This is a genomic window from Rhodococcus sp. 14-2470-1a (genome assembly GCF_002259425.1).
Taxonomy (GTDB): Bacteria; Actinomycetota; Actinomycetes; order Mycobacteriales; family Mycobacteriaceae; genus Rhodococcoides; species Rhodococcoides fascians_E.
On sequence record NZ_NPFZ01000014.1, the window covers coordinates 185,702 to 211,019 of the forward strand.

The window sequence follows — 25,318 nt, forward strand, 5'->3', positions numbered from 1 at the left end:
GACGTCTCGCTCATCGGGGGCTCTTCGGGCGACGAAGGCCGAGCCTGGCTGCGGACCTACGGTTGTTGCCCGGCGCCCGGCGGATGGCCCGGCGCTCCGCTCGACGCTCCGCCGGCTTGGCGTCCCAGGTGTAGGGGCGGGCGGCGACCCAGCGCTGCGACCGAACGGCGAACGGAATGTGCGCCAGGTACATCGCGACGAGAACCATCAGCAGAACCAGCGGATACGTGATCAACGCGGCAGCGGCCAGCGCCACCAGAATCAGAAGCGCGGCTGCCATTCGCGGCGGAACCGAGACTGTTTTGAGGGCGAGAGTCGGAATGCGGCTGACTGCGAGGCCCGCGGTGAACACGGTCCAGCCGACGACGACGTAGAACGACGACCACCAGCCGTCACCCCATTCCTGGAACGCCGCGATCGGGGTGAGCACGATCAGCGCACCGGCGGGCGCCGGGACGCCGGTGAAGAACTCACTGGCGTAACCGGGTGAGTCGTCCTCGTCGAGAAGAGTGTTGAACCGTGCCAGACGCAGCACCATCGCCACCGCGTACACCAACGCGATGATCCATCCACTGCTCGAACCTTCCAACAGCGTCACGTACAGCACGAGAGCCGGTGCCACGCCGAAGGAGATGGCGTCGGCGAGTGAGTCGAGTTCGGCGCCGATGCGGCTGGTGGCGTCGAGCAACCGGGCGATTCTGCCGTCGAGTGCATCGAGAATCGCGGCCGCGCCGATCATCGCCAGCGAGGTTCCCAGCTGACCGTCCAGGGCGAACTTCACCGCGGACAAGCCGGCGCACAACGCCAGAATGGTGACGACGGACGGCAGCAATCGGACGGCTGCGGGCGGGCGGGCGCGTCTGGTGATCATCGCCGGCTATCGGGGAAGCTCGCCGAGCACCGTCTCGGCTCCGACTGCCCGCTGGCCCGGTTCGACCAGCAGAGTCGAACCGGAAGGGAAGTACGTGTCCACCCGGGAGCCGAACCGGATGAGGCCGTAGGTGTCACCGATGGTCAAGGCGTCGCCGACCTTCGCGTTGTTGACGATGCGTCGAGCGATCAACCCGGCGATCTGCACGACTCCGAGATCGTGTCCCGACGGGGTGCGGATGTGCATGCTGTTGCGTTCGTTGACCTCGCTCGCCTCGGCGAGGTCCGCGGATTTGAACTGGCCCTTGCGGTGCACGACCTCGACGACCTCGCCGGCGACGGGCACGCGTTGCACGTGCACGTCCAGGACCGAGAGGAAGATGCTGACGCGGGGAACGGCCTCGGTTCCGAGATCGAGCTCGGCGGGCGGCACCGCGGTGTCGACGAGTGTGATCAGCCCGTCCGCAGGTGCGACGACGACGCCCTGACGGTTCGGCGGAACGCGGCTGGGGTGGCGGAAGAACGTGGCGCACGCGCCGGCCGCGGTGAGTCCGGCCCGGCGGATCCACTTGTGCCTGCGGCCGAGTGCAGCGACCGCGAGCGGCCCGGCGACGAAGGGAAGGCCTGCTGGATGCAGCGGCGGAACGGTGTTTTTCACCAGCTCGGCGACATGCGCTATGCCGCTGCTGGGTGGTTGACCGATCGGGGCTGGACGGCGGGCCACTTCGCTCCTTAGAACATCTCTGGGGGCAGTGCCTGAAACGGACACTGCCGGGGCTTCACACAGTACGTGAGAAGCCCCGGCAGCCGGGAACGAGCAGTGACCGTCAGGTCCTCGAGCGACCCGTCACAGCCTTGACGATGAACAGCAGAATCACTGCGCCCAGCAGGCAGGTGAGGAAGCTGAAGATCAGGCCGCCGCCCTTGACATCGACTCCGAAGACGCTGAGCAACCAGCCGCCGAGGAATCCTCCGATGATGCCGACGACGATGTTCAAGATGATGCCCATCGATGCGTCCGTCTTCATGATCTTGCTACCGATCCATCCGGCCAAGCCGCCGATGACGATCCAACCGATGAAACCGAGTGCGGGTGTCATGTCATGCCCCTTTTTGTTTGTTGCCGTTTGACAACTGGGGCTGCCCAGAAACTTCACTCGTCAAACATTTTACCGAGCGCGCTCGCTTTCCGACTTGATGCGCTGCAGGGTCTTGTTCATTCCGTCGACGAGTTCGACGTCGAACTGCTCGATGCCGCCGAGAACGTTCTTGACGAGGAAGCCGGACACGGCGCTCGTGCCCGTCGGGGCCTCACGCTTCTCCACCACGGTGGTTCCCGTTGCCGACGGGGTGAGTGTGTAGGACCAGATCGTCTTGTTCTCCGCGATGCGGAACGCGATGGCCTTGTTCGGCTGGAATTCGACGACCTTCGCCGTGGTCGGCCAGACCAGCAGGCCCTTCCGGTTGATGTTGAGCGTCGTCGTGCCCTTGCGGACATCGCCACCGAAGACCTTCATCTTCTTGCACTGAGGACTCCACTCACCCATGCGCTTCAGATCCGAGACGACCTTCCACACCTGCTCGGGACTGGCGTCGACGTCGATGCTGGCTTCGAGGGTCTTGCTCACGTGTTCCTCCGTAGATGCAACCGATAGTTACAGGTAAACGTAGTCGACAGGGTAGGTGTGGCGTGGCACTTCCGCCCGTTCCGGCGGGGATCCCCGACGATGATCGAGCACGGGGAACGTCACGCCCGCCCGAGCATCTCCAGGTAGTGAGGGTTGGTCATGATGCCGAGGACGTTGCCGAAAGGGTCGACCACGGATGCGGTGTCGAAGCCTTCGCCGCGGGCTCGGATCTCGTCGTGCAGTGTTGCGCCTGCGGCGAGGAGCTTCTCGAGCGATCCGGCGAGGTCGTCGACGTGCCAGAAGGTGATGGATTCGGACTTCGAGGTTCCCGGGATCGCGTACTTGCGGTCGACGATGCCCAGTTCGTGCTGGAAGTCGCCGACTCTGAACTCGACGTAGCCCGGTGTTCCGTCCGGGTTGTCGCGGCGAAAGTACGGAGCGATTCCGAGGATGTCGGTGTACCAGTGGCCTGCCGCGTCGACGTCGTCTGCGTAAAAGCTGATGTTGCTGAGTCCTCTGAGCATTGCGTTCTCCCTCTCTCGTGGTTGTGGAGTCGACTATGCACGCAAAAGTGCTCATCTTCTGAGCACTTTCGGGGGGATACTTTCCTGCATGCGCGCAGACCGGCTCGTGGCGACACTTCTCCTGATGCAGACCCGTGGGCGGATCACCGCCGCCGAGGTCGCCGAAGAACTGGAGGTGTCGGCCTCGACAGCACGCCGGGACCTGGAATCGCTGTCGTCCGCCGGTGTCCCGGTCTATCCGCAACCGGGTCGGAACGGCGGATGGCAACTGATCGGTGGCGCACGAACGGACCTGACCGGACTGAGTTCCACGGAAGCGCAGGCTTTGTTCACGTTGGTCGGTCCGGGCGCCGCATTGTCGCCGGACGCCAAGGCCGCGGTGCGCAAGCTGGTGAAGGCGTTACCCGAACCCTTCAGGGTCGACGCGCAAGCCGCGGCCGATGCGACGACGATCGATCCGGCCAGCTGGGGGCAGGAGTTGTCCGCAGGCTCGGAGCATGTCGGACTGCTGCAGCGCGCGGTGGTTCGGCGAGTGAACGTGACGTTCGGTTACAAGACGTTCGGGCACACCGGGCCCGGGCACCGCGAGGTCGGTCCACTCGGGCTGGTGGACAAGAACGGGCACTGGTATCTGATCGCATCGACGGCTCACGGCCTGCGGACGTTCCGCCTCGACCGGATGTCCGAGGTCGCGCCCACCGACACGGTGTTCTTGCGTCCGGCGGATTTCGATCTCGCCGACGCGTGGGCGTCCGTCGTCGAGACCGTGGAAGACCGGCAGCGCGCGACGTCGGCGGTCGTCGAGATCCCGGAGAGATTGCTGTCGGTGCTGCAGGCGCAGTTCGGCAAACATTGCGTGGTGCAGAACGTCGTCGACGGACGGCTGAGGGCGACGGTCTCCGCGCCTGCGCCGGTGATGATCGCCCAGCACCTGGCGGGCTGGGGTGCCGAGCTCGAGGTCGTCGAATCCGATTCGGTGCGAGCCGAGCTCGCGCGAATCGGATCCGAACTCACCTCCCTCTACGGGTAGAGGCCCTCACATGCGTGCGTGACGAGCGAGGACGAAGGCGTACAGGCCGTAGAGCGCGATGCCGACGCCGGCGAGGACCAGGAGTATCTGGCCGAACGGTTGTTCACCGAGCGTCTTGACGGCGCCGTCGATGCCGGTGGCCTTACTGGGGTCGGAGGTGAACACCGCGACGACGACCAGTGCTCCGGCGCCGATCAATGCGGCACCCTTGGCGGCGTACCCGGCGATGCCGAGATACTCGACGCCTTTGCTCTGGTTGCCTTCCAGGTCGTCGAGGAAGTTCTTCGATACGCCCTTGTAGACGTGGTAGCCGCCGACACCGATCACGACGAGTCCGACGACGATCAGCACGATCTTGCCGAATCCGTTCTCCATCAATCGCGCGGTCATGCCTGCGTTCTGTTGGCCGCTCGATTGTCCGGAGCCCTTGGCGAAGCCGAAGGTGGACCAGGCGAACGCCAGGTAGACGACGGCGAGGGCGGCGGCTTTGAGCCGGTCCATCGCGCTGCCTTCGTCCTGATCCGACTTCTTGCCGACGACGGCTTCCATGACTCGCCACAGTGCGAGTGCGACGAACGCGACGACGGCGACCCACAGTGCGATGGCACCTCCGGGTTTGCTGCCCAGTTCGGCGAGCGCACCGGACTGGTCGGCGTTGCCGCCCTGCCCGAAGGCGAGTCGAACGGCGATGTAGCCGATGAGGATGTGCAGCAGCCCGCTGACGAAGTGACCCGCCCGGGCTGCTCGTTCGAACCACGTGTTGTTCTGGACCGTTTCCGCGGCGCCTGTTGCGCTCATTTCGTGCCCCCGACTCGTCGATTGGTAATCCATCTCTCTACCCGGCTGCGAACCCGACGAAACGCACATGCGTCGAAACTTCTTCAGCGCGCCTCACCCGCGAACGGTAACGAGAGGCGAAGACTGGGCGATGCAACGAACGAGGAATCAGGCCAAAACGAATTTTGTTCGGAGTGATCGATCGTGAACCTTCATTCGATCTTGCGTCGTCCAGGCTCGGGCGTGCCGCTGCTCGAATCGGCGCGGATGAGCGGAAGTCCAAGGAAGTGGCCGAGCGAAAAGCTCGAGCGCTTGTTGACCGCCCAGGAAATCGACCTCATCCGGCGCGGGCAGGTCTGACACCCCCTGCCGGCACCCCTGCTGGCACCAAGGCGCGGTGACGTCCGGCGCGGCATACTTGTCTTCAAGTAGCTGCCCGACCGGGAGGGTCATGAAGCCTGCAATTCTCAGCGTCGACGACGATCCGGGTGTATCCAGATCCGTCGCACGCGATCTTCGTCGCCACTACGGCGAGAACTACCGCATCATCAGGGCCGAGTCCGGTGCTCAGGCGCTCGATGCGTTGAAAGAACTGAAACTGCGCGGCCAGCCGGTCGCGATCCTGCTGGCCGATTACCGGATGCCGCAGATGAACGGCATGGAATTTCTCGAGCAGGCGATGGACCTGTATCCGGCGGCTCGCCGGGTCCTGCTGACCGCGTACGCCGACACCGACGCGGCCATCGATGCCATCAACGTCATCGACCTCGATTATTACCTCCTCAAGCCGTGGGATCCGCCGGAGGAGAAGCTCTACCCGGTGCTCGACGCTCAGCTCGAGGCGTGGGCGTCCAGCGATCACCGGCCGGTGGAGGAAACCAAGGTGATCGGCCACCGCTGGTCCGCGCGGTCGTCGGAGGTCCGGGAATTCCTGGCTCGCAATCAGCTGCCGTATCGCTGGTACATGGCCGACGACCCCGAAGGGGTGCGGCTGCTGACGTCGGCCGGTGTCGACGACACCGTGTGCCCGGTGATCGTGACTGCGGACGGCACAGCACTGTGTGCGCCGTCCGACTCGGAACTCGGCAATCATCTCGGCCTCACGACGACACCGTCCGGTGAGTTCTACGACCTGGTCGTCATCGGTGGTGGACCGGCAGGTCTGGGTGCGGCGCTGTACGGCGCGTCGGAAGGACTGCGCACGACGCTCATCGAGCGCACCGCGACGGGTGGGCAGGCAGGACAGAGTTCCCGTATCGAGAACTACCTGGGATTTCCCGACGGCGTGTCCGGTGCTCAGTTGGCCGAGCGTGCGCGTCGGCAAGCGTTGAAGTTCGGCGCCGAGGTGGTGACGACGCAGGACGTCGTCGGGCTCGAGGCCAACGGTTCGGCCCGGACGATTCGGTTCGCGGACGGTCGGAGCATCGACGCTCAGACCGTGATCCTGTCGACGGGGGTGGCGTACCGGCAGTTGGCGACGCCCGGCATCGAGAAGTTCACCGGCCGCGGAGTGTTCTACGGATCGGCGATGACGGAGGCCGCGCGCTGCGCGGAGCAGGACGTCTACATCGTCGGCGGCGCCAACTCGGCCGGTCAGGCAGCGGTGTACCTGGCCCGCGGAGCGAAGTCGGTGACAATTCTGATCCGTGCGCAGTCGCTCGAAGCATCGATGTCGTACTACCTGATCAAGCAGATCGAGGATCATCCGCGAATCACGGTACGGACGTGCACCGAGGTCGTGGGCGTCGGCGGCGACGATCACCTGGAGTCCATCACCCTGCACAACCGTGTGACGGACACCGACGAGACGGTTCCCGGGCAGTACCTGTTCCTGTTCATCGGTGCGGCACCTCGGACGGAGTGGCTCGACGGTGTCGTGGTGCGCGACGAGCACGGCTTCGTCGTCACGGGACCCGATCTGGTGGTCGACGGCAAGGGACCGACGGGGTGGGATCGCGACAGGCTGCCGCACCATCTCGAGACCAGTGTCCCCGGCGTGTTCGCGGCCGGCGACGTGCGATCCGACTCGGCGAAACGCGTCGCGTCGGCTGTGGGAGAGGGAGCGATGGCCGTGATGCTGGTGCACAGATACCTGGCGAACCCGTGAGCGTGCAGAGCGACCCCGGATCGCTGCGGTGTAGTCCGGAGGAGCTGAAGACGCTGTTCCTGTTCGAGAAGTTGTCGGACGAGCAGGTGGAGAAGCTGTGCCACGAGGGGCACATCGAGATCATCGAGCCAGGGCCCGTGTTCAGCGAGGGTGAACCTGCCACGTGCTTCTACGTGCTGATGGACGGTTCGTTGGTGCTGACGAAGAACTCCAGCGGCGAGGAGATGGTGATCAGCCGAACGTCTCAGCGCGGGGTGTACGCCGGTGCGTGGCAGGCGTATCTGCGTGATCGGGTGCCGCAGACGTACCCGAGTTCGATGCGTGTGACCGAGACATCGCGGTTCTTCGTGCTCGACGCGGCGTGTTTCGCGGAGATCGTCGAGGAATGGTTTCCGATGGCGCTGCATCTGCTCGAGGGCTTGTTCGTCGGTGCGCTCAACACCAAGCAGATCGTCGACCAGCGTGAGCGACTGCTGGCGCTCGGGTCGTTGTCCGCCGGCCTGACGCACGAGCTGAACAATCCGGCCGCGGCAGCGGTACGGGCGACGGATGCGCTGCGCGATCGGGTCGCCCACATGCGCCAGAAGCTGAAGATGATCGCGAACGGTGCGCTCGACCCGGCGTCGCTGACTTCCCTCGTCGGATTGCAGGAGGAAGCCGTCGAGCTGGTCGCGAAGGCTCCCAAGCTGTCGCCGCTCGAGGCGTCGGATGCGGAGGACGAACTGGGGGACTGGTTCGACGATCACGGCATCGCGGGTGGGTGGGATCTGGCTCCGACGTTCGTGCAGGCAGGCCTCGACATCGCGTGGCTGGACAAGGTCGCGGCCACCGTCGACGAGTCAAAGACGCTCGAAGGTGCGATCCGCTGGCTCAACTACACCGTCGAGACCGAATTGCTGATGAACGAGATCGCCGATTCGACGACCCGGGTGTCGACGCTCGTCGGTGCGGCCAAACAGTATTCGCAGATGGATCGAGCGCCGTACCAGACGATCGACTTACGTGAACTGCTCGACAGCACTCTGGTGATGCTCGCACGGAAGATCGGCGACGACATTTCGGTGGTCAAGGACTACGACCCGGCAGTGCCTCCGATTCCCGCCTACGCGGCGGAACTGAATCAGGTGTGGACCAACCTCGTCGACAACGCCGTGCAGGCGATGAACGGGGCCGGAACACTGACCGTGGCAACGAGACTCGATCACGACCACGTATTGGTCGAGATCGGCGACACCGGGCCCGGAGTGCCGGAGAACATCCGTTCACGAATCTTCGAGCCTTTCTTCACCACCAAACCGGTCGGTGAGGGAACCGGCCTCGGCCTCGACATCTCGTGGCGCATCGTCGTCAAGAAGCATCACGGCGACCTACGTGTCGAATCCGAGCCGGGAAACACGCGTTTCGTCGTCAGGCTTCCCATCGAGCCGGCAACCGAAGCAGAGCCCACAACCGAAGCGACAGAGGGGGAGTCATGACCGAGCCGATTCCTGGAATCGATGTCACCGCCGAGCCGTCGGGACCAGGGTGTCTCGAATGTTCGACCAGCGACGGTTGGTGGTTCCACCTTCGTCGGTGCGCGCAGTGCGGGCACGTCGGGTGTTGCGATTCGTCTCCGTCGCAGCATGCGAGCAAGCACGCCGAAAGCACCGGCCATCAGTTCATCAGAAGCTTCGAACCGGGGGAGAGCTGGTACTACAGCTACGCCGACGAGCAGATGTACGACGGGCCGGAACTTGCTCCGCCGCAGCATCATCCGCTCGATCAGTCGACGCCGGGGCCCGCGGACCGCGTGCCGTCGGGGTGGCAGAACTACCTCAACTGACATGAGCGAGAGCAAGACCGGGCCGACGGCGACGGACGTGGTCGCGTGGCTCGAGAGCGTCGAGCATCCGGTGCGCCGCGCCGACGGGTTGGCGTTGCACCGGCTGTTCGCACGTGTCACCGGGGAACCTGCCGTCATGTGGGGTCCGTCGATGGTGGGTTACGGCCGGTATCACTACCGATACGACAGTGGCCGGGAAGGCGACGCACTCGCGGTCGGCTTCTCGCCCCGTAGGACCTCTCTCGTGATGTACGGGTTGACGTACGCTCCCGAATCCCAGGCACTGCTGAACGAACTGGGCAAACACAAGCCCGGGGCCGGATGTCTGTACGTCAACAAGCTCGCCGACGTCGACTCGGCGGTGTTGGAGAAGATGATCGAGCTCTCGTATCCGTACGTGGTGGGTACGCTCGGCACATGACTCTGATCGCGGAGGATCTGTTTCTGGTTCTGGTCGACGACGTGACGGGTAAGCCGATCGTCGACAGTACGAAATTCCCGCGTGTGCTGGCGGGTGCGTTGGTGCTCGAGCTGGCCATGAACGGCGCCGTCCGCATCACCGCGAAGGGTGAAGTGGTCAAGGACGGCAGGCTCGTGGTGTCGGGGCCGCCCCCGCAGGATCCGCTTCTCGCGCGGGTCCACGCGTTCATCGGAACCGAGAACAACCCGCCGAAACCGCAGAAAGTCATCGAGAAGCTCCACAAGAACCTGAAACAGGAGATCGGTCTCCGCCTGGCGCAGCGAGGTGCGGTCACGCAGCACGAGGACAGAATCCTCGGCCTGTTCCCGACGACGTCCTGGCCTGCCCGTGACACCACACGCACAGCATGGCTGATCCAGTGGATTCACAGCGCGATCGTCGACGGTACGACGCCGTTGCCGGAGATATCGGCTGTCGTGTCGATGTTGTCCGCGATCGACGCTGTCCACAAGGTGTTGCCTGCCGCCGACAAGCGAGCGGCGAAACGTCGAGCGAAGGACATCGCCGAGGGCGACTGGGCGGGCGAGGCCGTCCGGAAGGCAGTGCAGGATGTGAACGCCGCGCTGGCGGTGGCGATCGTCGTCCCCGCCATCGCTGCGTCCGGTAGCTGAGCACTGGGCAGCAGGTCCTGCGATGATCGTGCGATGACGCGATCTCTCGCCATTCTGATGTTCGACGACGTCGAGGTGCTCGACGCATGCGGGCCGTTCGAAGTCTTCTCGGTGGCGAACCGAATCACCACGCGCGACGGGGGAGTGCGCGCGTTCGACGTGGTGCTCGTCGGAGTCGACGACGGTCCGGTGCATGCCCGCGGTGGCATGCGCATCGCGGTGGACACCACGATCGACGACACCAGGCGTTACGACGTGGTGCTCGTGCCGGGTGGTGTCGTCGACGAGGTACCTGCGGCCGCTGCGGCGTGGATCCACACGCAGTTCGGCACAACGGAAGTGACCGCGTCGGTGTGCACCGGTGCGTTTCTGCTGGCCGACGCCGGGGTGCTGGATGCACGTCCGGTGACGACGCACTGGGAAGACGTCGACGACCTCCGGCGGCGGTGGCCGAGTCTCGATGTCCGCGAGGGTGTCCGGTATCTCGATCACGGCGACATCGCGACGTCCGCGGGCATCAGTGCAGGACTGGACCTGGCGCTGCACCTCGTCTCGCGACTGGTGAGTCCGGACGTCGCAACGAGCACCGCTCGGCAGATGCAGTACGAATGGTCAGACGGTCAGTAAACGCAGGACCAGTGCTGCGACAGGCAGTGCAAAAGTGAGCCGAGGACGACACGAAAAAGGGGCCCGGTCGAACCGGGCCCCTTTTTCTACTTCTCGCTCAGGAATTCGACTGCGTCTGTCCCTCGTGGGAATCGGCGAATTCGGGAGTGTCGAACACTTCGCCTCCGAGCGGGTCGACGGGACCGCTGTCCGCCGAGTACTCGACTGCGCCGGTGTCGGGATCGACCTCGAGCGATTCCGTCGACACTTCGTGCACGGCGAGGACGACGTGACCGTTCGCCGGTGCCACCAGACCTGTACGCGACGGCGCGAGTCCCGAGAACGTCGACGATATTCCTGCACCGCGTCGACGCCTGGGCGTTTCGGACTGTGAAGCTGCGCTTTCGTCCGCGCTGGAATCGTGCGCCTCGCCGTTCGTCGGGGTCTGTGTGACGCGAACGTAGCGGGGTGTCGTTGCGACGTCGTATCTGAACGCTTTCAGTAGCGAGACGCACGCGAGAACGAGCACGACCGAGAACGGAACGGCTGTCGCGATGGACATCGTCTGTAGTGCGGTCAGAGAACCCGCGCCACCTATCAACAACAGAATGGCAGCTATGACGCCTTCGAGCACCGACCAGTACACGCGAGTGATCTTGGGGGTGTCGAGGTCGCCGCCCGTGGACAGAATATCGATGACAAGTGAACCGGAGTCCGAGGACGTCACGAAGAAGAACACGATCACGAAGATCGCCAGGACACTGGTGATGATTCCCAAGGGCAAGCCGTCGAGCAACTGGAACAGGCTGGTGTTCGTGTCGACAGCACCGTCGACGAGCATGTCGCCGTCGTCGCGTTGGCGAAGGATGCCTGCGTCACCGAAAATGGTGAACCACAGCGAACCGATGATGGTCGGGGCCAGCAGAACCCCGAACACGAATTCGCGGATGGTGCGGCCACGCGAAATGCGTGCGATGAACATGCCGACGAACGGCGCCCAGCTCATCCACCAGCCCCAGTAGAAGATGGTCCACGCACCAGCCCAGCCGTCGTCGGAGAAGGGAGATGTGCGCAGCATGAGCTCCGGTAGCGCTTGTACGTAGCCGCCGAGGTTCTGGACCCAGGACTGCAGCAGGAACAGGGTGGGTCCCAAGATCAGAACGAAGAGGGCAAGCGATGCAGCCATGCCCATATTGATGTTGGACAGCCACTTGAGGCCCTTGGTGACACCCGAGACCACCGAGAACGTCGCGAGGCCGGTCACGAACGCGATGAGAACGACGATCAGCCAGTTGTTCGTTTCCACCCAGCCGAGGTACTCGAGCCCGGCGGAGATCTGCTGCACACCGAAACCGAGAGACGTCGCGACACCGAACAGGGTGCCTACGATGGCGACGACGTCGATGGCATGACCGATGAATCCTTCGATTCGCTTACGTCCGAGCAACGGTTCGAGAAGCCAGCGAATGGAGAGCGGTCGGCCCTTGCGGTACGTCATGTACGCAAGCCCGAGCCCGACGACCACGTAGATCGCCCAGGCGTGCAGACCCCAGTGGAACAGGGTCAGCTCCATGGCCTGGTTGGCGGCGGCGTCGGTCGACCCAGCGATTCCACCTGCCTCCGGTGGCACGACATAGTGCGACAGGGGCTCGGCGACCCCGTAGAAGACCAGGCCGATCCCCATGCCGGCGCTGAACAGCATCGCGAACCACGACAGAACGCCGAACTCGGGCTTCTCGTCGTCGCGGCCGAGCCTGATGTTTCCTACGCGGCTGATGCCGCAGTACACAGCAAACAGAACAAAACCAGTGGCGGAAAGGATGTACCACCAGCCGACGCCGTCGGTAATTCCCTTGTTGAGCGTGTCGAATGCGTCCTCAGCGGTGCCTGCGAAGATCACCGCGAACGCGATCATGACGAAAATAATTATCGATGCTGGAAGGAAGACGGGCTTTCGAAGCCCGTCCCACGCTTCCCTCACGGCATTGGGCTTCTTGTCCACATTCACGTCGAGTCTTCCGTCCTCACGATTTTCGTATCCGAATCATGGGCGGCTACCGATGCAGTCGAGACCGGGCCGACCACACGTCGTTTCTCTTACTTATGCGTTCTATTGGTCAAGTGCCGTTAAACACGATAACCGACCTGTTCGACTCGAGCGAATTCGGCGTTCGACCGAGAACTCGCTGACGTGGCGATCTGCCGTTAATGTTTCGTCGTGCCGCAAACAACGACGGTGGTGGTCCTCGCACTCGGTGCAGCGCTGTGCATCGCAGTCGGGACAGTGGTTCGGCAGCGCACGGCAGCGCAGGTTCCGGTGGAGTCCAACGGTGCGCTGGGGCCCATCGGGTCGCTGGTCAAGCAGCCGATCTGGTGGGTGGGGACCGTCGTCGGGATCCTCGGCTACGCGCTCCAGGCGGCCGCGCTCGGGATGGGATCGCTGCTGCTGGTCCAGCCTCTGCTGGTGCTGTCGTTGCTGTTCGCGCTTCCGCTCGGCGCACGGTTTGCGCATCGGACGATCTCCGCCGCCGAGTGGATGTGGGCCGCGGCACTGACCGCCTCGGTGGCGATTCTCGTCGTGGTCGGGGACCCGAAGCCCGGAGTGGAGAGGGCCGAGGCTCGGCACTGGATCGTCGTCTGCCTGATCGGACTACCGTTCGTCGCGCTGTGCGTCCTTGCGTCACGTAAGGCGAGCGGTCCTCGAAAAGCATTGCTGCTCGGCATCTCCGGGGGTGCATTGTTCGGCGTCGCCGCCGTGCTGACCAAAGGCGTGGTCCACCTCGTGAGCCGCGGAGTCGTTCCTCTGTTGACCTCCGTCGAGTTGTACGCGCTGATAGCCGTGGCGGTCGCGGCGATCACCCTGCAGCAGTCCGCATTTCAAGCCGGCGCTCTGCAGGCCTCGCTTCCCGCCACCACGGTGATGGAACCGGTGGTGGCGTCGGCTCTCGGGTTCGTGGTCCTCGGCGAGTACCTCGCCACCGGAAGAGGCGGCGGTGTGGTCCTCGTGGTCGCTCTCGTCGCGATGGTCGCGGCAACTGTTGCACTCGCCCGGTCATCGGCGCGAGACGAGCCGTCGGTGTCGATCTCGCCATGACCACCGGCCGCCTGTCGCCGGGACGGACGTTCGCCGGGTACACGGTCGAGCGGCTGCTCGGGGTGGGTGGGATGAGTGAGGTCTACCTCGTCGAAGGGCGCGAGACACTCAAGATTCTCGACGAGGACGCCTCGGGAGACGAGCAGCTCCGGGCGAAATTCGTCATGGAGGCGAAGATCGCGGCGCGGCTGCACCATCCGAACATCGTGTCCGTGCACGCCCACGGTGAGTTCGGCGGTCGACTGTGGATGACGATGCACTACGTCGAGGGATACAGCGCAGCGCGGCTCGTCGCACGCGGCCAGATCGCCCTCGACGTCGACCGAGCTGCCCGCATCGTCAGCGAAGTGGCGAAAGGTCTGGACTACGCCCACACTCAGGGCGTACTGCACCGCGACGTGAAACCGTCGAACATCCTGATCAGTACCGAACCGCGTGGCGGTTTCGAGCAGGTGATGGTGTCGGACTGGGGGATCGCGCGATTCCTCGACGCCGGACCGGTGGCGCGAGGAGGGTCGGTCTTCGCGTCCATTCAGTACGCCGCACCGGAACTGCTTCGCGGTGAGCGTCTGTCCGCTCGAACCGATGTCTACGCGTTGGGCGCAACGCTCGTGGAATTGCTCACCGGCAAGCCCCCGTATCCCCTCGCGACGCCGCTCGCGATCACGGACGCTCAGCTGAACGCGTCGCCTCCGTCGGTGACCGCGCGCCGACGAGACCTACGGAAGGGTCTCGACGGCGTCGTCGCGACCGCGCTGGCCAAGAAGCCGGAAGATCGATTCGCGACGTGCACGGAACTCAGCAACGCCGTCGCCGACGCCCTTGCTGCTTCCGCTCCGGAGCCCCCGCCCCGAAAGTCGCCCTTCGGGGCGGGGTGGCGTCGGAGGTTCTAGTTGTCCGGATCGTCGTCGAGTGGTCTGTTGGCGACGACGGGGTACTGCCCGGTGTAGCCGAGACGTTCCTCGGCGACGGCGAGGACTTTCGTCCGAACCAGGAACCATCCGCCGATCAGTGCCGGGATGATGACGACGAGGGTGGCGATCGTCCACGACCCGATCGGGGCGTCGAAGGCCATCAGAACCAGCACCCCGAAGAGGAACACCAGCGTCGCGTAGCTCGTGTACGGGGCGCCGAACAGGCGGAACTTCGGACGTTCGAGGATGCCCTTCTTGGACCAGCGGTAGAGCTGGATCTGGCACAGCACGATCGTCGCCCAGCTCGCGATGATGCCGAGGGCGGACATGTTCAGCACGATCTCGAAGGCCTCACCCGGGGCGATGGCGTTGAGTGCGACGCCGAACAGCGTGATGAAGCAGGTGAGCAGAATGCCGCCGAACGGAACGCCGCCCTTGGTCATCTTCTTGGTGAACTCGGGAGCGCTGCCGTTCATGGCCATCGAGCGCAGGATGCGACCCGTCGAGTAGAGGCCGGCATTCAGTGAGGACAGCGCAGCAGTGAGCACGACGATGTTCATGATCGTGCCCGCGCCGCCGAGGCCGATGCTCGAGAAGAACGTCACGAAAGGCGATGTTCCTGCTGCGTATGCCGTGTAGGGGAGCAATAGCGCCAGCAGGACGAGCGAGCCGACGTAGAACAGCGCGATACGCGCGATCACCGAGTTGATCGCGCGCGGCATGATCTTCGCCGGGTTCTCGGTCTCACCGGCGGCGGTGCCGACCAGCTCGACGGCGGCGTACGCGAACACGACGCCGGAGATGACGATGACCAGCGGCCACGCGCCCGACGGGAACAGCCCGCCGTTGTCGGTGATGAGGCTGATGCCGGGCATCTCGCTGCCGACGGGGATGCGTCCGGCGAGGAAGACGATGCCGACGATCAGGAACGTCACGAGTGCGACGACCTTGATCATCGCGGCCCAGAACTCCATCTCGCCGAACCACCTCACCGAGACCAGGTTGAGGCTCATGACCAGCACGAGCGCGATCAGTGCGATGACCCACTGCGGGATCACCTCGAACGATCCCCAGTAGTGCATGTAGGTGGCGATGGCCGTCACGTCGACGATGGCCGTCATGGCCCAGTTGAGGAAGTACATCCAGCCTGCGACGAATGCGGCTTTCTCGCCGAAGAACTCACGGGCGTACGAGACGAACGATCCCGACGACGGGCGGTGCAGCACCAGTTCGCCGAGGGCGCGGAGGATGAAGAAGACGAAGATGCCGCACAGGGCGTAGGCGAGGAACAGGCCGGGGCCTGCGCTGGCGAGTCGTCCACCCGCGCCGAGGAACAGCCCGGTGCCGATGGCGCCACCGATGGCGATCATCTGGAGCTGGCGAGGTTTGAGACCCTTGTGGTAGCCCTCCTCCTCGTGGTCCATGGCGGAGTTGTCGTACTTCGTGTCGACCGAATCGGACATGTGACGATCCTTGCTGTCGATGCGTGTATGGGTGTTTTGTCCGAAATGAGCTAGTGGCGAATGTTGCTGTCTCCGAACGTTATTTCCGGATCGCATCGAGCCGAAAGGCGTGCAATGTAAACAACGCGCCTGCATGTAAACAGTGCGTGAAAGGGTGAGCATCTGCTCGAGCTTCGCCCCGGCGTCGGACTCGGTCGGTCTTCTGCGCCGTAGGCGAACACTTCGGTGACGACCTTGCACTCGCCATGGTCGAGTGCTAGAAATGCAGTTGGCACTCGCGCCTTGTGAGTGCCAGGTCGGGACGGTGAGGCTGGGAATCATCGACACCCCTGGTCGTCCGTCGCGGGCACCGAACTCGGCCGAGCAAGTGCAGAAGAGCGACTGAACACGGTCGCTCTGCGCAATTGGAGCGACCCGGCAAGCGGTCGCTCTGCGTGTCACCCCCAATCCGGAGGATCACTTCGCAATGGCCAAGATCATCGCGTTCGACGAAGAGGCACGCCGTGGCCTCGAGCGAGGCCTCAACGCCCTCGCCGACGCAGTAAAGGTGACGTTGGGCCCCAAGGGTCGCAACGTCGTGCTCGAGAAGAAGTGGGGCGCCCCCACGATCACCAACGACGGCGTCTCCATCGCCAAGGAGATCGAGCTCGAGGATCCCTACGAGAAGATCGGCGCCGAGCTCGTCAAAGAGGTCGCCAAGAAGACCGACGACGTCGCAGGCGACGGCACCACCACCGCTACCGTTCTCGCCCAGGCACTCGTTCGTGAAGGCCTGCGCAACGTCGCAGCCGGCGCGAACCCGCTCGGCCTGAAGCGCGGCATCGAGAAGGCTGTCGCAGCCGTCACCGAGTCGCTGCTCGCTTCCGCCAAGGAGATCGACACCAAGGAGCAGATCGCTGCTACCGCTGGTATCTCCGCAGGCGACCCGTCCATCGGCGAGCTCATCGCCGAGGCCATGGACAAGGTCGGCAAGGAAGGCGTCATCACGGTCGAGGAGTCCAACACCTTCGGCCTGCAGCTCGAGCTCACCGAGGGCATGCGCTTCGACAAGGGCTACATCTCGGCGTACTTCGCCACCGATGCAGAGCGCCAGGAAGCCGTCCTCGAAGACGCGTACATCCTGCTCGTCAGCTCCAAGATCTCCACGGTCAAGGACCTGCTGCCGCTGCTCGAGAAGGTCATCCAGTCGGGCAAGCCGCTCGTCATCATCGCCGAGGACGTCGAGGGCGAAGCTCTCTCCACCCTCGTGGTGAACAAGATCCGTGGCACCTTCAAGTCCGTTGCCGTCAAGGCTCCCGGCTTCGGTGACCGCCGCAAGGCTCAGCTCGCCGACATCGCCATCCTCACCGGTGGCGAGGTCATCAGCGAAGAGGTCGGCCTCTCGCTGGAGACCGCAGGCCTCGAGCTCCTCGGTCAGGCACGCAAGGTCGTCATCACCAAGGACGAGACCACCATCGTCGAGGGCTCGGGCGACTCCGACGCCATCGCCGGACGCGTCAGCCAGATCCGCGCCGAGATCGAGAACTCCGATTCCGACTACGACCGCGAGAAGCTGCAGGAGCGCCTGGCCAAGCTGGCCGGTGGCGTTGCAGTCATCAAGGCCGGAGCAGCGACCGAGGTCGAGCTCAAGGAGCGCAAGCACCGCATCGAAGACGCAGTGCGTAACGCCAAGGCTGCCGTCGAAGAGGGCATCGTCGCCGGTGGTGGCGTCGCGCTGCTGCAGGCTTCGCCCGCACTCGACAACCTGAAGCTCGACGGCGACGAGGCAACCGGCGTGAACATCGTCCGCGTCGCCCTCGAAGCACCGCTCAAGCAGATCGCGTTCAACGCAGGCCTCGAGCCCGGCGTCGTCGCAGAGAAGGTCCGCAACCTCCCGTCCGGTCACGGCCTCAACGCCTCGACCAACGAGTACGAGGACCTGCTCGCTGCAGGCATCAACGACCCGGTCAAGGTCACCCGCTCGGCACTGCAGAACGCAGCGTCCATCGCGGCTCTGTTCCTGACGACCGAGGCCGTCGTCGCCGACAAGCCCGAGAAGGCCGGAGCGCCCGCAGGCGACCCGACCGGTGGCATGGGCGGCATGGACTTCTAGTCCGTCTCTCTCGAACAGGCCCGACTCCACTTCGGTGGGGTCGGGCTTTTTCGTGCTCGCGGTGGCCCGGGTGTACGTGTGCCCTGGATGCACACAAATCGGGTTCGCAGGGCCGGATGTGGCGTCGGGCGGCGGTTTGTGTGCAGTCCGGCCCTGGATGTCTAGGCTCGTGGAATGGCAGCAGCGTCGGAGGCGATCGAACTCGAGGTGGGGGAGCGCATCGTGCGTGTCTCCAACCCCGACCGGGTGTATTTCCCCGAGAGCGGGGCCACCAAGCTCGATCTGGTGAACTACTACCTCGGCGTCGGCGATGGCATCGTCCGTGCTCTACGGGAGCGGCCGTGCATGATGCATCGGTTCCCGAAGGGTCTGGCGGGGGACAAGGTTCACCAGAAGCGTGTGCCGAACGGCGCCCCGGACTGGCTCGAGACCGTGCGCGTGACGTTCCCGCGCTACAACCGAACCGCCGACGAACTGTGCGTCACCGAGTTGGCGCACGTCGTGTGGGCTGTGCAGATGTCGACGGTGGAGTTCCACCCCTGGAACTCCAGGCGCGCGGACGTGGAGATGCCCGACGAGTGGCGCATCGATCTCGATCCCATGCCGGACTGCCCGTTCGATCGGGTTCGCCGAGTCGCCGGCGTCGCCGCCGAGGTCCTCGAAGACCTGGGTGCGACGGGCTGGCCGAAAACATCTGGCGGACATGGGCTTCACATCTACGTGCGGATCGCGCCCGAGTACGGATTCAAGGATGTTCGACGCGCTGCGCTCGCGTTCGCCCGTGAGGTGGAACGCCGCGCCCCCGACGACGTGACGACGGTGTGGTGGCGCAAGGACCGCGATCCGACGAAGCTGTTCGTCGACTACAATCAGAACGCGCGGGACCACACCATTGCCAGCGCCTACTCGGTGCGAGGCAATCAGCAAGCGACGGTGTCGACGCCGATTTCCTGGAACGAGGTTCCGGACGTCGATCCGCGTGACTTCACGATCTTCACGGTGCCGGACAGGTTCGCGAAACTCGGCGACCTGCACGACGGCATCGACGAGGCGGTGTTCTCGCTCGATCCGTTGCTGGAATGGGCGGAGCGGGACGAGCGGGAAGGGCTGACGGAACCCGAGGAGTAACCGATTCGAGTCGTCATCGTTATCCGTGATCGGTTAATGGCTTCGTAAAGCAGACCGATAGGACGGGTAGACGAGACGGCGCCCGGTTGTCTTGGGACGAGGAGTATTCATGATCGCCGCACGGTCTGCCGTCGTCGTTGCCGCTGTGGCTGCTGTTCTGGCCGTGAGCGGCTGCAGTAGCGAGGAGCCGGATGGCGCTGCAGCGTCGGAAACGACGAGCGTAGCGCCCCAGTCGACGTCGGAACAGCCGACGTCCGAGCAGTCGACGTCCGACCAGTCGACGTCCGCGCAGCCGACGTCCGGACCTGCGCAGCCCGAGCAGGAGATCGTCATCGTTCCCACGGCGCCTGCTCCGGAGGAAGCGTCGGATCTGTTCCCGTGGAATCAGCCCCGACCGAGCCTGGATTCCGGCAATGTCGACCCGGCACTGTTCGCGACCGATCTCGGCCGGTACAACTTCACCACCCCGTCGGGAAATATTCAGTGCGGGATCTGGGCCGGGGGATCACCCGCAGGCCAGGTCGGTTGTCAGGCCAAGACGAGTGTCGCGCCGTTCGAAGGCCGCACATGCACCAATGCCGAGAACGACAAGTACGCAGTGCGAGTGAACGACGGCGGGACGCAACACATCTGCACGACGCAAGGGATCTACACGGCCGACGAACCTCGAGTGCTCGAGTACGGTCAGGTGTTGTCCGCGGTCGGTGTGGTGTGCGAGTCCGACGAGATGTTCGGCATCACGTGCTGGGGAACCGAGGGCGCGTTCATGTTCGCGCGTGACTGGAACGAGAGCTGGAGCTAACGGCGGAGCGATTCCACGGCGCCCCGGACGGCGTCGAGGTGCGCGGCCATGGCTTCGGCGGCTTCCTCGTAGCTGCCGGATCGGATGCCCTCGACGATGAGGTCGTGCTCGACGTTGGATTTCTGCTGGCGTCGGGCGACGAGGTTGAGGGTCTCGGACTGACGGGTGAGCGCGCCGCGGATGTCGACGATGATCGCTTCGAAGACGCGGTTCTTGCTGGCTCGGGCGATGGCGGTGTGGAATTGGCCGTCGAGCAGTACCCAGGCGTGGTGGTCGTCCTCGCTTCGCAGTTCGTCGGTGAGCCCTTCGAGGACGGCCAGGTCTTCGTCGGTGCGGCGCTCGGCTGCCCAGCCGGCCGACGGGATTTCGACGTGGGGGCGGGCTTCCATCAGTTCGCGGGCGTCGTAGTTGCCGATGTCGAGATCGCCGGTGACGCGATCTCGGGTGACGAAAGTGCCTCGACCCGTTTTGGTTTCGGTGAGTCCGAGTGCATTGCACGATCGAAGTGCCTCGCGGATCACGGATCGGCTGACGGCGTATCGGGTGGCCAAAGCGCTCTCGGCGGGGAGTCGTTCGCCGATGGCGATGTGGCCGGCGACGATTGCGTCGCGGATGTCGGCGAAGACGGCTTCTGCCGCGCTCAGTCTCGTTGCGGTCGGCTGACTGACCGCCCAGCTGTCCGACAGGTTCATGTCTGAATAGTCCTCTTCCTGCGGCGGGCGAGTCAAGGTGACGGTTGACGGGCGGACGTGTCTTGGTTCACACTCTAACCTGTCAGACAGCCGGACAGCCGGACATCAGAAGGAGCAGGACGTGGTGGAGACTCGAATCGAGAAGGACCTTCTCGGTGAACGCGAGATACCCGCGGAGGCGTACTGGGGCATACACACCCTGCGTGCCCTGGAGAACTTCCCCATCACGGGCCGTTCGATCGGTACCAACGCTCATCTGATCCGCGGCCTGGCCGCCGTGAAGTGGGCCGCGGCCTCCGCCAACGAGGATCTGGGGATTCTCGACGCCACCCGAAGCGCCGCGATCCGTCGGGCATGCGACGAGATTCTGGGCGGGCAGTGGCACGACGAGTTCGTCGTGGATGTCGTTCAGGGCGGCGCGGGCACCTCGACCAACATGAACGCCAACGAGGTGATCGCCAACCGTGCGCTCGAGATCCTCGGTCATGCGCACGGTGACTACAGCCACCTGCACCCCAACGAGCACGTCAACGCAAGTCAGTCCACCAACGACGTGTACCCGACGGCCGTGAACATCGCGACGATCTACGCGGCGCACGAGCTGATCGAGTCCATGAAATTCCTGCGCGACGCGTTCCGCCGCAAGGCATCCGAGTTCGCCACCGTCGTGAAGATGGGACGTACGCAGTTGCAGGACGCGGTGCCGATGACACTCGGTCAGGAGTTCGGAACGTACGCGATCATGATCGACGAGGACTGCTCGCGGCTGGAGGAAGCCGCGCTGCTGGTGCACGAGATCAATCTCGGTGCAACGGCCATCGGTACCGGTCTCAATGCGCCCGACGGATACACCGCGGCTGCGTGCGAGCATCTGCGCACCAAGACAGGACTTCCGCTGGTCACGGCGACCGATCTGATCGAGGCGACGCAGGACGTGGGTCAGTTCGTGCACCTGTCGGGTGTGCTCAAGCGGATCGCGGTGAAGCTGTCCAAGATCTGCAACGACCTGCGGCTGCTGTCCTCGGGTCCTCGGGCCGGCCTGAACGAGATCAATCTGCCTCCGATGCAGGCGGGTTCGTCGATCATGCCGGGCAAGGTCAACCCGGTGATTCCCGAGGTGCTCAACCAAGTGGCCTACGAGGTGATCGGCCACGACGTCACCATCACCATGGCCGCCGAGGCAGGGCAACTGCAGCTCAACGCCTTCGAACCGATCATCGTGAAGTCGCTGTCCGAAGGCATGGCCCATCTCGGCGCAGCCTGCCGTACCGTCGCGACCCGATGCGTGGACGGCATCACCGCCAACGCCGATCTGCTCCGTGAGCGTGTGGAGAACTCCATCGGCCTCGTCACCGCACTGAGCCCGTACCTCGGCTACGCCGAGTCCACGACGATCGCCCAGGAGGCGTTGGTCAGTGGCCGCAATGTCGTCGACCTCGTGCTCGAGAAGAAGCTACTGGCCCGTGAAGAACTGGATCGTCTGCTCAGCCCGCAACATCTCGCCAATCTCCGCGTCGCGCCTGCACCGCACGCCGATGCCCCCGAAACTTCGACAAGGTAGCCGCACATGACAGTCGACACTCGACATTCGGAAGACCTCGGATACCGTAAAGCTCTGGTACCGAGACAGATTCAGATGATCGCCATCGGAGGTGCGATCGGAACCGGCCTCTTCATGGGCGCAGGCGGACGGTTGCACGACTCCGGTCCGGCCCTGGTGCTCGTCTACGCTCTCTGCGGGTTCTTCGCTTTCCTGATCCTCCGCGCGCTCGGCGAACTGGTGATGCACCGACCGTCGTCGGGAAGCTTCGTGTCCTACGCACGCGAATTCTTCGGGGAGAAGATGGCGTTCGCGGCCGGCTGGCTGTACTGGATGAACTGGGCCATGACGGCCGTGGTCGACGTGACAGCGGTTGCGCTGTACATGAATTTCTTCAAGAAGTACTGGGCGCCACTCGGAGATGTGGACCAGTGGGTCTTCGCGCTGATCGGCCTGGTTCTCGTACTCGGTCTGAATCTGGTGTCGGTCAAGGTCTTCGGAGAGCTCGAGTTCTGGTTCGCGCTCATCAAGGTTCTCGCCTTGGTCACCTTCCTGGTCGTCGGCGTGTACTACGTCATCTTCGGAACTCCCATCGACGGTCAGGCTCCCGGCTTGTCGGTCATCACCGACAACGGCGGACTGATCCCCAACGGGCTGCTGCCCGCGATCGTCGTGGTGCAGGGCGTCGTGTTCGCGTATGCGTCGATCGAGCTCGTCGGCACCGCGGCGGGAGAGACCGCGAACCCGGAGAAGGTCATACCCAAGGCGATCAACACGGTGATCGTCAGGATCCTGGTGTTCTACGTGGGTTCGGTGCTACTGCTGTCGCTTCTGTTGCCGTACAGCGCATATCACGCAGGGGAAAGTCCGTTCGTCACGTTCTTCGGCGCGATCGACGTGCAGGGCGCCGACGCCATCATGAACCTCGTGGTGCTCACCGCAGCACTGTCCTCGCTGAACGCCGGGCTGTATTCGACGGGCCGCATCCTCCACTCGATGGCCGTCGCCGGATCCGCACCGAAGCTCGCGGCTCGGATGAACAAGGCCGGAGTTCCCTACGGCGGAATCGCTTTGACAGCGTTGGTGGCGCTCGCCGGCGTCGGACTCAACGCTGCAGTACCGGCACAGGCGTTCGAGATCGTGTTGAACTTCGCGGCCCTCGGTATCATCAGCGCATGGGCGGTGATCATTCTGTGTCAACTGAAGCTGTGGTCGCGCTCTCGCTCGGGAGACCTCGCCCGGCCGAAGTTCCGGATGTTCGGCGCTCCCTACACCGGTATCGCGACGTTGGTCTTCCTCCTCGCCGTGTTGATTCTGATGGCGTTCGACAAGCCGGTCGGTACCTGGACCATCGCGTCGATCCTGATCATCGCACCGCTGCTCGTCGGCGGATGGTTTCTGTGCCGCAACCGGATTGCCGCAGTGGCCGAAGAACGAGAGGGATGACGGCTTGTCTCACATTGCCCTGCTGACAACAGGCGGAACCATCGGGAGCAGCCGCGACGAGGACGGCATCTCGAGGCCCGGCTCCGTGGGTTTCGACCTGCCGGGCGAAGTACGGGTCCGCACCCTGATGTCCAAGGACAGCTCGGCGTTCGACTTCGCGGACCTGGACCGCATCGTCGACGCCGTGTTCGACGAGCTCGACGACCCGGCCTGCCTGGGTGTGGTGGTGCTGCACGGCACGGACACGATGGAAGAGTCCTCGCTGTTGGTGGATCTGTTCCACGGTGACCCGAGGCCCGTGGTGTTCACCGGTGCACAGCGCACGTCCGACCACGCGGACGCGGACGGTCCGGGCAACGTCGCCGCGGCCGTCGACGCCGTTCTCGACGAGGCGAACCGTGGCCGCGGTGTACTCGTCGTGTTCGGTGGACGGACGCTGCCTGCGCGGGGACTGTCCAAGTGGCACACAACGGAACTCGACGCATTCGTCAGCTCCGGTGAGCCGCGAGATGTCGTGCCTCGGACTCCGATCTCCGGTGTCCGCGTGGACATCGTGGCGTTGTACCCCGGCGCCGACGCGGTGGCCATCGACGCCTTCGTCTCCGCGGGCGCTCAGGGCATCGTGCTCGAGGCCACCGGGTCCGGGAACACCAATCCGTCCGTCGTGGCGGCGGTGAAGAGCGCGGGTGTACCGGTCGTCGTAACCACTCGCGTGCCCGTCGGGACCATCGAGCCCACGTACGGCGGTGGCGGCGGCGGAGCGGATCTCGTGGACGCCGGGGCCGTGTTCTCGCCGTTGCTACGCGCAGGCCAGGCGCGGGTGGTGCTCGCGGTACAGATCGCTACAGCTCCGACTCGCCCCAGGTCGTGACGTTCACGGTGTCTCCGACGGACAGTGTGCCGCCGTCGACCACGCTGAATTTCGCGCCGAAGGCAACGCCCTTCTGCCGTGCCTTGCGGTACGTGCCGAGGGTTTTCAGTGGTTCGCGTCCGTCTCGCACTCCGCGCGCCTGGTCGACGGTGGTGACGGGGCAGCGGATCGCGAGCTTGGTGTAGGCGAGCTCTGTCTCTCCGATCGAGATGTCGCGGACAAGATCTTCGGTATGAGGGTCGTCCCAGCCGGTGACGACGATGTTCGGCCGGAATCGATTCATCGGAAGCGGCGCGTCCATCCGGGTGTTCAATCCGTCCAGGGTGGACTCCGAGAGGATGTGAACGGCGGAGCTGTCCGCGAATGCCGCTGTCCCTGGGGTGATTCCGTCGGTGACGCGGTGAAAGTCGGAGGGGACGGCAACCAGCCGCGACGCCTCGCCGACGACGTCGCTCAACCACGACGCGACGTCGTCGCCCTGATCGATGCCGAGGAACGGCGCACGGAACATGGTGACGTCGATCGGCTGTGACCGTCGATCGATCGTGCAGGTGACCGACCCGAATTCTTCGTGCGTGAGCGTCAGTTGGTCACCGTCGATCGACGGCGTCACCACGGCGAGGACGGGGTCGCTGCGTTGGCTGCGGAACGAGAAGTCGTCGTCGACGATCATGAATTCTCGATCGTGGTCGATCCCGCGAACCGTCATTCGTGCGGTGTCGAGTGACTGCCCGGCACAACCCTTGACCGGGTAGCAGACCAATTCGGACACTGTGGCACTCCGACCTGTGGCACTCACACCGGCGAGGATACTGGGGGC

26 protein-coding genes are annotated in these 25,318 nt (G+C 64.5%); 16 read left to right on the top strand and 10 right to left on the bottom strand.

Features of this window, described 5'->3' with window-relative positions; translation table 11 throughout:
- Positions 1-10: 10 nt before the first annotated feature.
- The 5 genes from pssA to CH292_RS07200 all read right to left on the bottom strand — a co-directional run bounded on the left by pssA (position 11) and on the right by CH292_RS07200 (position 3,022).
- Positions 11-871, bottom strand: coding sequence for a CDP-diacylglycerol--serine O-phosphatidyltransferase (pssA, locus tag CH292_RS07180; protein ID WP_019666627.1), 861 nt, complete (start codon positions 869-871; stop codon positions 11-13).
- 6 nt (positions 872-877) lie between these two features.
- Positions 878-1,594, bottom strand: a complete 717-nt coding sequence (locus CH292_RS07185) for a phosphatidylserine decarboxylase (protein ID WP_026348061.1) — start codon at positions 1,592-1,594, stop codon at positions 878-880.
- A gap of 103 nt (positions 1,595-1,697) precedes the next feature.
- Positions 1,698-1,970: a GlsB/YeaQ/YmgE family stress response membrane protein gene (locus CH292_RS07190; protein WP_019666625.1), complete on the bottom strand. Its 273-nt coding sequence runs from the start codon at positions 1,968-1,970 to the stop codon at positions 1,698-1,700.
- Positions 1,971-2,039: 69 nt separating this feature from the next.
- Entirely contained in the window at positions 2,040-2,498 is a 459-nt protein-coding gene (locus CH292_RS07195) for an SRPBCC family protein (RefSeq protein WP_020112583.1), read from the bottom strand.
- A gap of 119 nt (positions 2,499-2,617) precedes the next feature.
- Positions 2,618-3,022: a VOC family protein gene (locus tag CH292_RS07200; protein WP_037182867.1), complete on the bottom strand. Its 405-nt coding sequence runs from the start codon at positions 3,020-3,022 to the stop codon at positions 2,618-2,620.
- Between the two features lie 88 nt (positions 3,023-3,110).
- On the opposite strand from CH292_RS07200, the gene CH292_RS07205 reads away from it, so the two are divergent.
- Positions 3,111-4,052 (top strand): YafY family protein, encoded by a 942-nt coding sequence (locus CH292_RS07205; RefSeq protein ID WP_094654405.1) that lies wholly within the window; start codon positions 3,111-3,113, stop codon positions 4,050-4,052.
- Between the two features lie 6 nt (positions 4,053-4,058).
- On the opposite strand, the gene CH292_RS07210 is transcribed toward CH292_RS07205, so the two are convergent.
- Positions 4,059-4,850 carry a DUF1206 domain-containing protein gene (locus CH292_RS07210; RefSeq protein ID WP_019666621.1) on the bottom strand — a complete coding sequence of 264 codons (792 nt, stop codon included), beginning with the start codon at positions 4,848-4,850 and terminating at the stop codon, positions 4,059-4,061.
- 183 nt (positions 4,851-5,033) lie between these two features.
- Here CH292_RS07210 and CH292_RS28845 point away from each other — a divergent pair, with 183 nt between their 5' ends.
- The 7 genes from CH292_RS28845 (at position 5,034) to CH292_RS07240 (ending at position 10,477) form a co-directional block, all read left to right on the top strand.
- A complete protein-coding gene (locus tag CH292_RS28845; RefSeq protein WP_155290417.1) occupies positions 5,034-5,189 on the top strand; it encodes a hypothetical protein in 156 nt (51 codons plus the stop codon).
- A gap of 91 nt (positions 5,190-5,280) precedes the next feature.
- Positions 5,281-6,936: an FAD-dependent oxidoreductase gene (locus CH292_RS07215; protein ID WP_019666619.1), complete on the top strand. Its 1,656-nt coding sequence runs from the start codon at positions 5,281-5,283 to the stop codon at positions 6,934-6,936.
- Positions 6,933-8,411, top strand: a complete 1,479-nt coding sequence (locus tag CH292_RS07220) for an ATP-binding protein (RefSeq protein WP_094654406.1) — start codon at positions 6,933-6,935, stop codon at positions 8,409-8,411. The genes CH292_RS07215 and CH292_RS07220 overlap by 4 nt, the downstream gene beginning before the upstream one ends.
- The gene (locus tag CH292_RS07225; protein ID WP_019666617.1) at positions 8,408-8,758 is read left to right on the top strand and encodes a UBP-type zinc finger domain-containing protein; all 351 of its coding nucleotides are present in this window, start codon (positions 8,408-8,410) and stop codon (positions 8,756-8,758) included. The genes CH292_RS07220 and CH292_RS07225 overlap by 4 nt, the downstream gene beginning before the upstream one ends.
- Position 8,759: 1 nt before the next feature.
- Positions 8,760-9,179, top strand: a complete 420-nt coding sequence (locus CH292_RS07230) for a DUF1801 domain-containing protein (protein ID WP_094654407.1) — start codon at positions 8,760-8,762, stop codon at positions 9,177-9,179.
- Positions 9,176-9,850 (top strand): GPP34 family phosphoprotein, encoded by a 675-nt coding sequence (locus tag CH292_RS07235; RefSeq protein WP_094654408.1) that lies wholly within the window; start codon positions 9,176-9,178, stop codon positions 9,848-9,850. Before CH292_RS07230 ends, CH292_RS07235 begins: the two co-directional genes overlap by 4 nt.
- Positions 9,851-9,883: 33 nt before the next feature.
- Entirely contained in the window at positions 9,884-10,477 is a 594-nt protein-coding gene (locus tag CH292_RS07240) for a DJ-1/PfpI family protein (protein WP_019666614.1), read from the top strand.
- Between the two features lie 97 nt (positions 10,478-10,574).
- On the opposite strand, the gene CH292_RS07245 is transcribed toward CH292_RS07240, so the two are convergent.
- Positions 10,575-12,464, bottom strand: a complete 1,890-nt coding sequence (locus CH292_RS07245; RefSeq protein WP_094654409.1) for a BCCT family transporter — start codon at positions 12,462-12,464, stop codon at positions 10,575-10,577.
- Between the two features lie 210 nt (positions 12,465-12,674).
- On the opposite strand from CH292_RS07245, the gene CH292_RS07250 reads away from it, so the two are divergent.
- Positions 12,675-13,550 (top strand): DMT family transporter, encoded by an 876-nt coding sequence (locus CH292_RS07250; RefSeq protein WP_037163860.1) that lies wholly within the window; start codon positions 12,675-12,677, stop codon positions 13,548-13,550.
- Positions 13,547-14,443 (top strand): serine/threonine-protein kinase, encoded by an 897-nt coding sequence (locus tag CH292_RS07255; RefSeq protein WP_094654410.1) that lies wholly within the window; start codon positions 13,547-13,549, stop codon positions 14,441-14,443. The genes CH292_RS07250 and CH292_RS07255 overlap by 4 nt, the downstream gene beginning before the upstream one ends.
- Here CH292_RS07255 and CH292_RS07260 read toward each other — a convergent pair.
- The gene (locus tag CH292_RS07260) at positions 14,440-15,927 is read right to left on the bottom strand and encodes an amino acid permease (protein ID WP_094654411.1); all 1,488 of its coding nucleotides are present in this window, start codon (positions 15,925-15,927) and stop codon (positions 14,440-14,442) included. The genes CH292_RS07255 and CH292_RS07260 overlap by 4 nt on opposite strands.
- A 466-nt stretch (positions 15,928-16,393) precedes the next feature.
- Between CH292_RS07260 and groL the strand changes: the two genes are divergently transcribed.
- From groL to CH292_RS07275, 3 genes are all read left to right on the top strand, one after another.
- Positions 16,394-18,019: a chaperonin GroEL gene (gene groL, locus CH292_RS07265; protein WP_026348058.1), complete on the top strand. Its 1,626-nt coding sequence runs from the start codon at positions 16,394-16,396 to the stop codon at positions 18,017-18,019.
- 174 nt (positions 18,020-18,193) lie between these two features.
- A complete protein-coding gene (gene ligD / locus CH292_RS07270; protein ID WP_020112577.1) occupies positions 18,194-19,147 on the top strand; it encodes a non-homologous end-joining DNA ligase in 954 nt (317 codons plus the stop codon).
- 109 nt (positions 19,148-19,256) lie between these two features.
- Complete coding sequence (locus tag CH292_RS07275; RefSeq protein ID WP_094654412.1) at positions 19,257-19,949, top strand: hypothetical protein; 693 nt, start codon at positions 19,257-19,259, stop codon at positions 19,947-19,949.
- Here the strand turns inward: CH292_RS07275 and CH292_RS07280 are convergent.
- Positions 19,946-20,641: a FadR/GntR family transcriptional regulator gene (locus tag CH292_RS07280; protein WP_094654413.1), complete on the bottom strand. Its 696-nt coding sequence runs from the start codon at positions 20,639-20,641 to the stop codon at positions 19,946-19,948. The genes CH292_RS07275 and CH292_RS07280 overlap by 4 nt on opposite strands.
- 121 nt (positions 20,642-20,762) lie before the next feature.
- On the opposite strand from CH292_RS07280, the gene aspA reads away from it, so the two are divergent.
- The 3 genes from aspA to CH292_RS07295 are packed head-to-tail and all read left to right on the top strand — an operon-like array spanning position 20,763 to position 24,498.
- Positions 20,763-22,202, top strand: coding sequence for an aspartate ammonia-lyase (gene aspA, locus CH292_RS07285; protein WP_037163853.1), 1,440 nt, complete (start codon positions 20,763-20,765; stop codon positions 22,200-22,202).
- Between the two features lie 6 nt (positions 22,203-22,208).
- Positions 22,209-23,627 (top strand): amino acid permease, encoded by a 1,419-nt coding sequence (locus tag CH292_RS07290; protein ID WP_094654414.1) that lies wholly within the window; start codon positions 22,209-22,211, stop codon positions 23,625-23,627.
- A 4-nt stretch (positions 23,628-23,631) separates the two neighbouring features.
- Positions 23,632-24,498: an asparaginase gene (locus CH292_RS07295; RefSeq protein WP_019666602.1), complete on the top strand. Its 867-nt coding sequence runs from the start codon at positions 23,632-23,634 to the stop codon at positions 24,496-24,498.
- Here the strand turns inward: CH292_RS07295 and CH292_RS07300 are convergent.
- Complete coding sequence (locus tag CH292_RS07300; RefSeq protein ID WP_026348057.1) at positions 24,470-25,297, bottom strand: MOSC domain-containing protein; 828 nt, start codon at positions 25,295-25,297, stop codon at positions 24,470-24,472. The two genes, CH292_RS07295 and CH292_RS07300, sit on opposite strands and share 29 nt — an antisense overlap.
- Between the last annotated feature and the right edge of the window lie 21 nt (positions 25,298-25,318).

Bases quoted from the DNA above. Each gene is read 5' to 3' on its own strand.
- CH292_RS07235 (WP_094654408.1), top strand. From the start codon at position 9,176: ATGACTCTGATCGCGGAGGATCTGTTTCTGGTTCTGGTCGACGACGTG.
- ligD (WP_020112577.1), top strand. From the start codon at position 18,194: ATGGCAGCAGCGTCGGAGGCGATCGAACTCGAGGTGGGGGAGCGCATC.
- CH292_RS07225 (WP_019666617.1), top strand. From the start codon at position 8,408: ATGACCGAGCCGATTCCTGGAATCGATGTCACCGCCGAGCCGTCGGGA.
- CH292_RS07190 (WP_019666625.1), bottom strand. From the start codon at position 1,970: ATGACACCCGCACTCGGTTTCATCGGTTGGATCGTCATCGGCGGCTTG.
- groL (WP_026348058.1), top strand. From the start codon at position 16,394: ATGGCCAAGATCATCGCGTTCGACGAAGAGGCACGCCGTGGCCTCGAG.
- CH292_RS07205 (WP_094654405.1), top strand. From the start codon at position 3,111: ATGCGCGCAGACCGGCTCGTGGCGACACTTCTCCTGATGCAGACCCGT.
- CH292_RS07215 (WP_019666619.1), top strand. From the start codon at position 5,281: ATGAAGCCTGCAATTCTCAGCGTCGACGACGATCCGGGTGTATCCAGA.
- CH292_RS07210 (WP_019666621.1), bottom strand. From the start codon at position 4,850: ATGAGCGCAACAGGCGCCGCGGAAACGGTCCAGAACAACACGTGGTTC.
- CH292_RS07255 (WP_094654410.1), top strand. From the start codon at position 13,547: ATGACCACCGGCCGCCTGTCGCCGGGACGGACGTTCGCCGGGTACACG.
- pssA (WP_019666627.1), bottom strand. From the start codon at position 871: ATGATCACCAGACGCGCCCGCCCGCCCGCAGCCGTCCGATTGCTGCCG.
- CH292_RS07200 (WP_037182867.1), bottom strand. From the start codon at position 3,022: ATGCTCAGAGGACTCAGCAACATCAGCTTTTACGCAGACGACGTCGAC.
- CH292_RS07280 (WP_094654413.1), bottom strand. From the start codon at position 20,641: ATGAACCTGTCGGACAGCTGGGCGGTCAGTCAGCCGACCGCAACGAGA.
- CH292_RS07260 (WP_094654411.1), bottom strand. From the start codon at position 15,927: ATGTCCGATTCGGTCGACACGAAGTACGACAACTCCGCCATGGACCAC.
- CH292_RS07230 (WP_094654407.1), top strand. From the start codon at position 8,760: ATGAGCGAGAGCAAGACCGGGCCGACGGCGACGGACGTGGTCGCGTGG.
- CH292_RS07240 (WP_019666614.1), top strand. From the start codon at position 9,884: ATGACGCGATCTCTCGCCATTCTGATGTTCGACGACGTCGAGGTGCTC.
- CH292_RS07275 (WP_094654412.1), top strand. From the start codon at position 19,257: ATGATCGCCGCACGGTCTGCCGTCGTCGTTGCCGCTGTGGCTGCTGTT.
- CH292_RS07290 (WP_094654414.1), top strand. From the start codon at position 22,209: ATGACAGTCGACACTCGACATTCGGAAGACCTCGGATACCGTAAAGCT.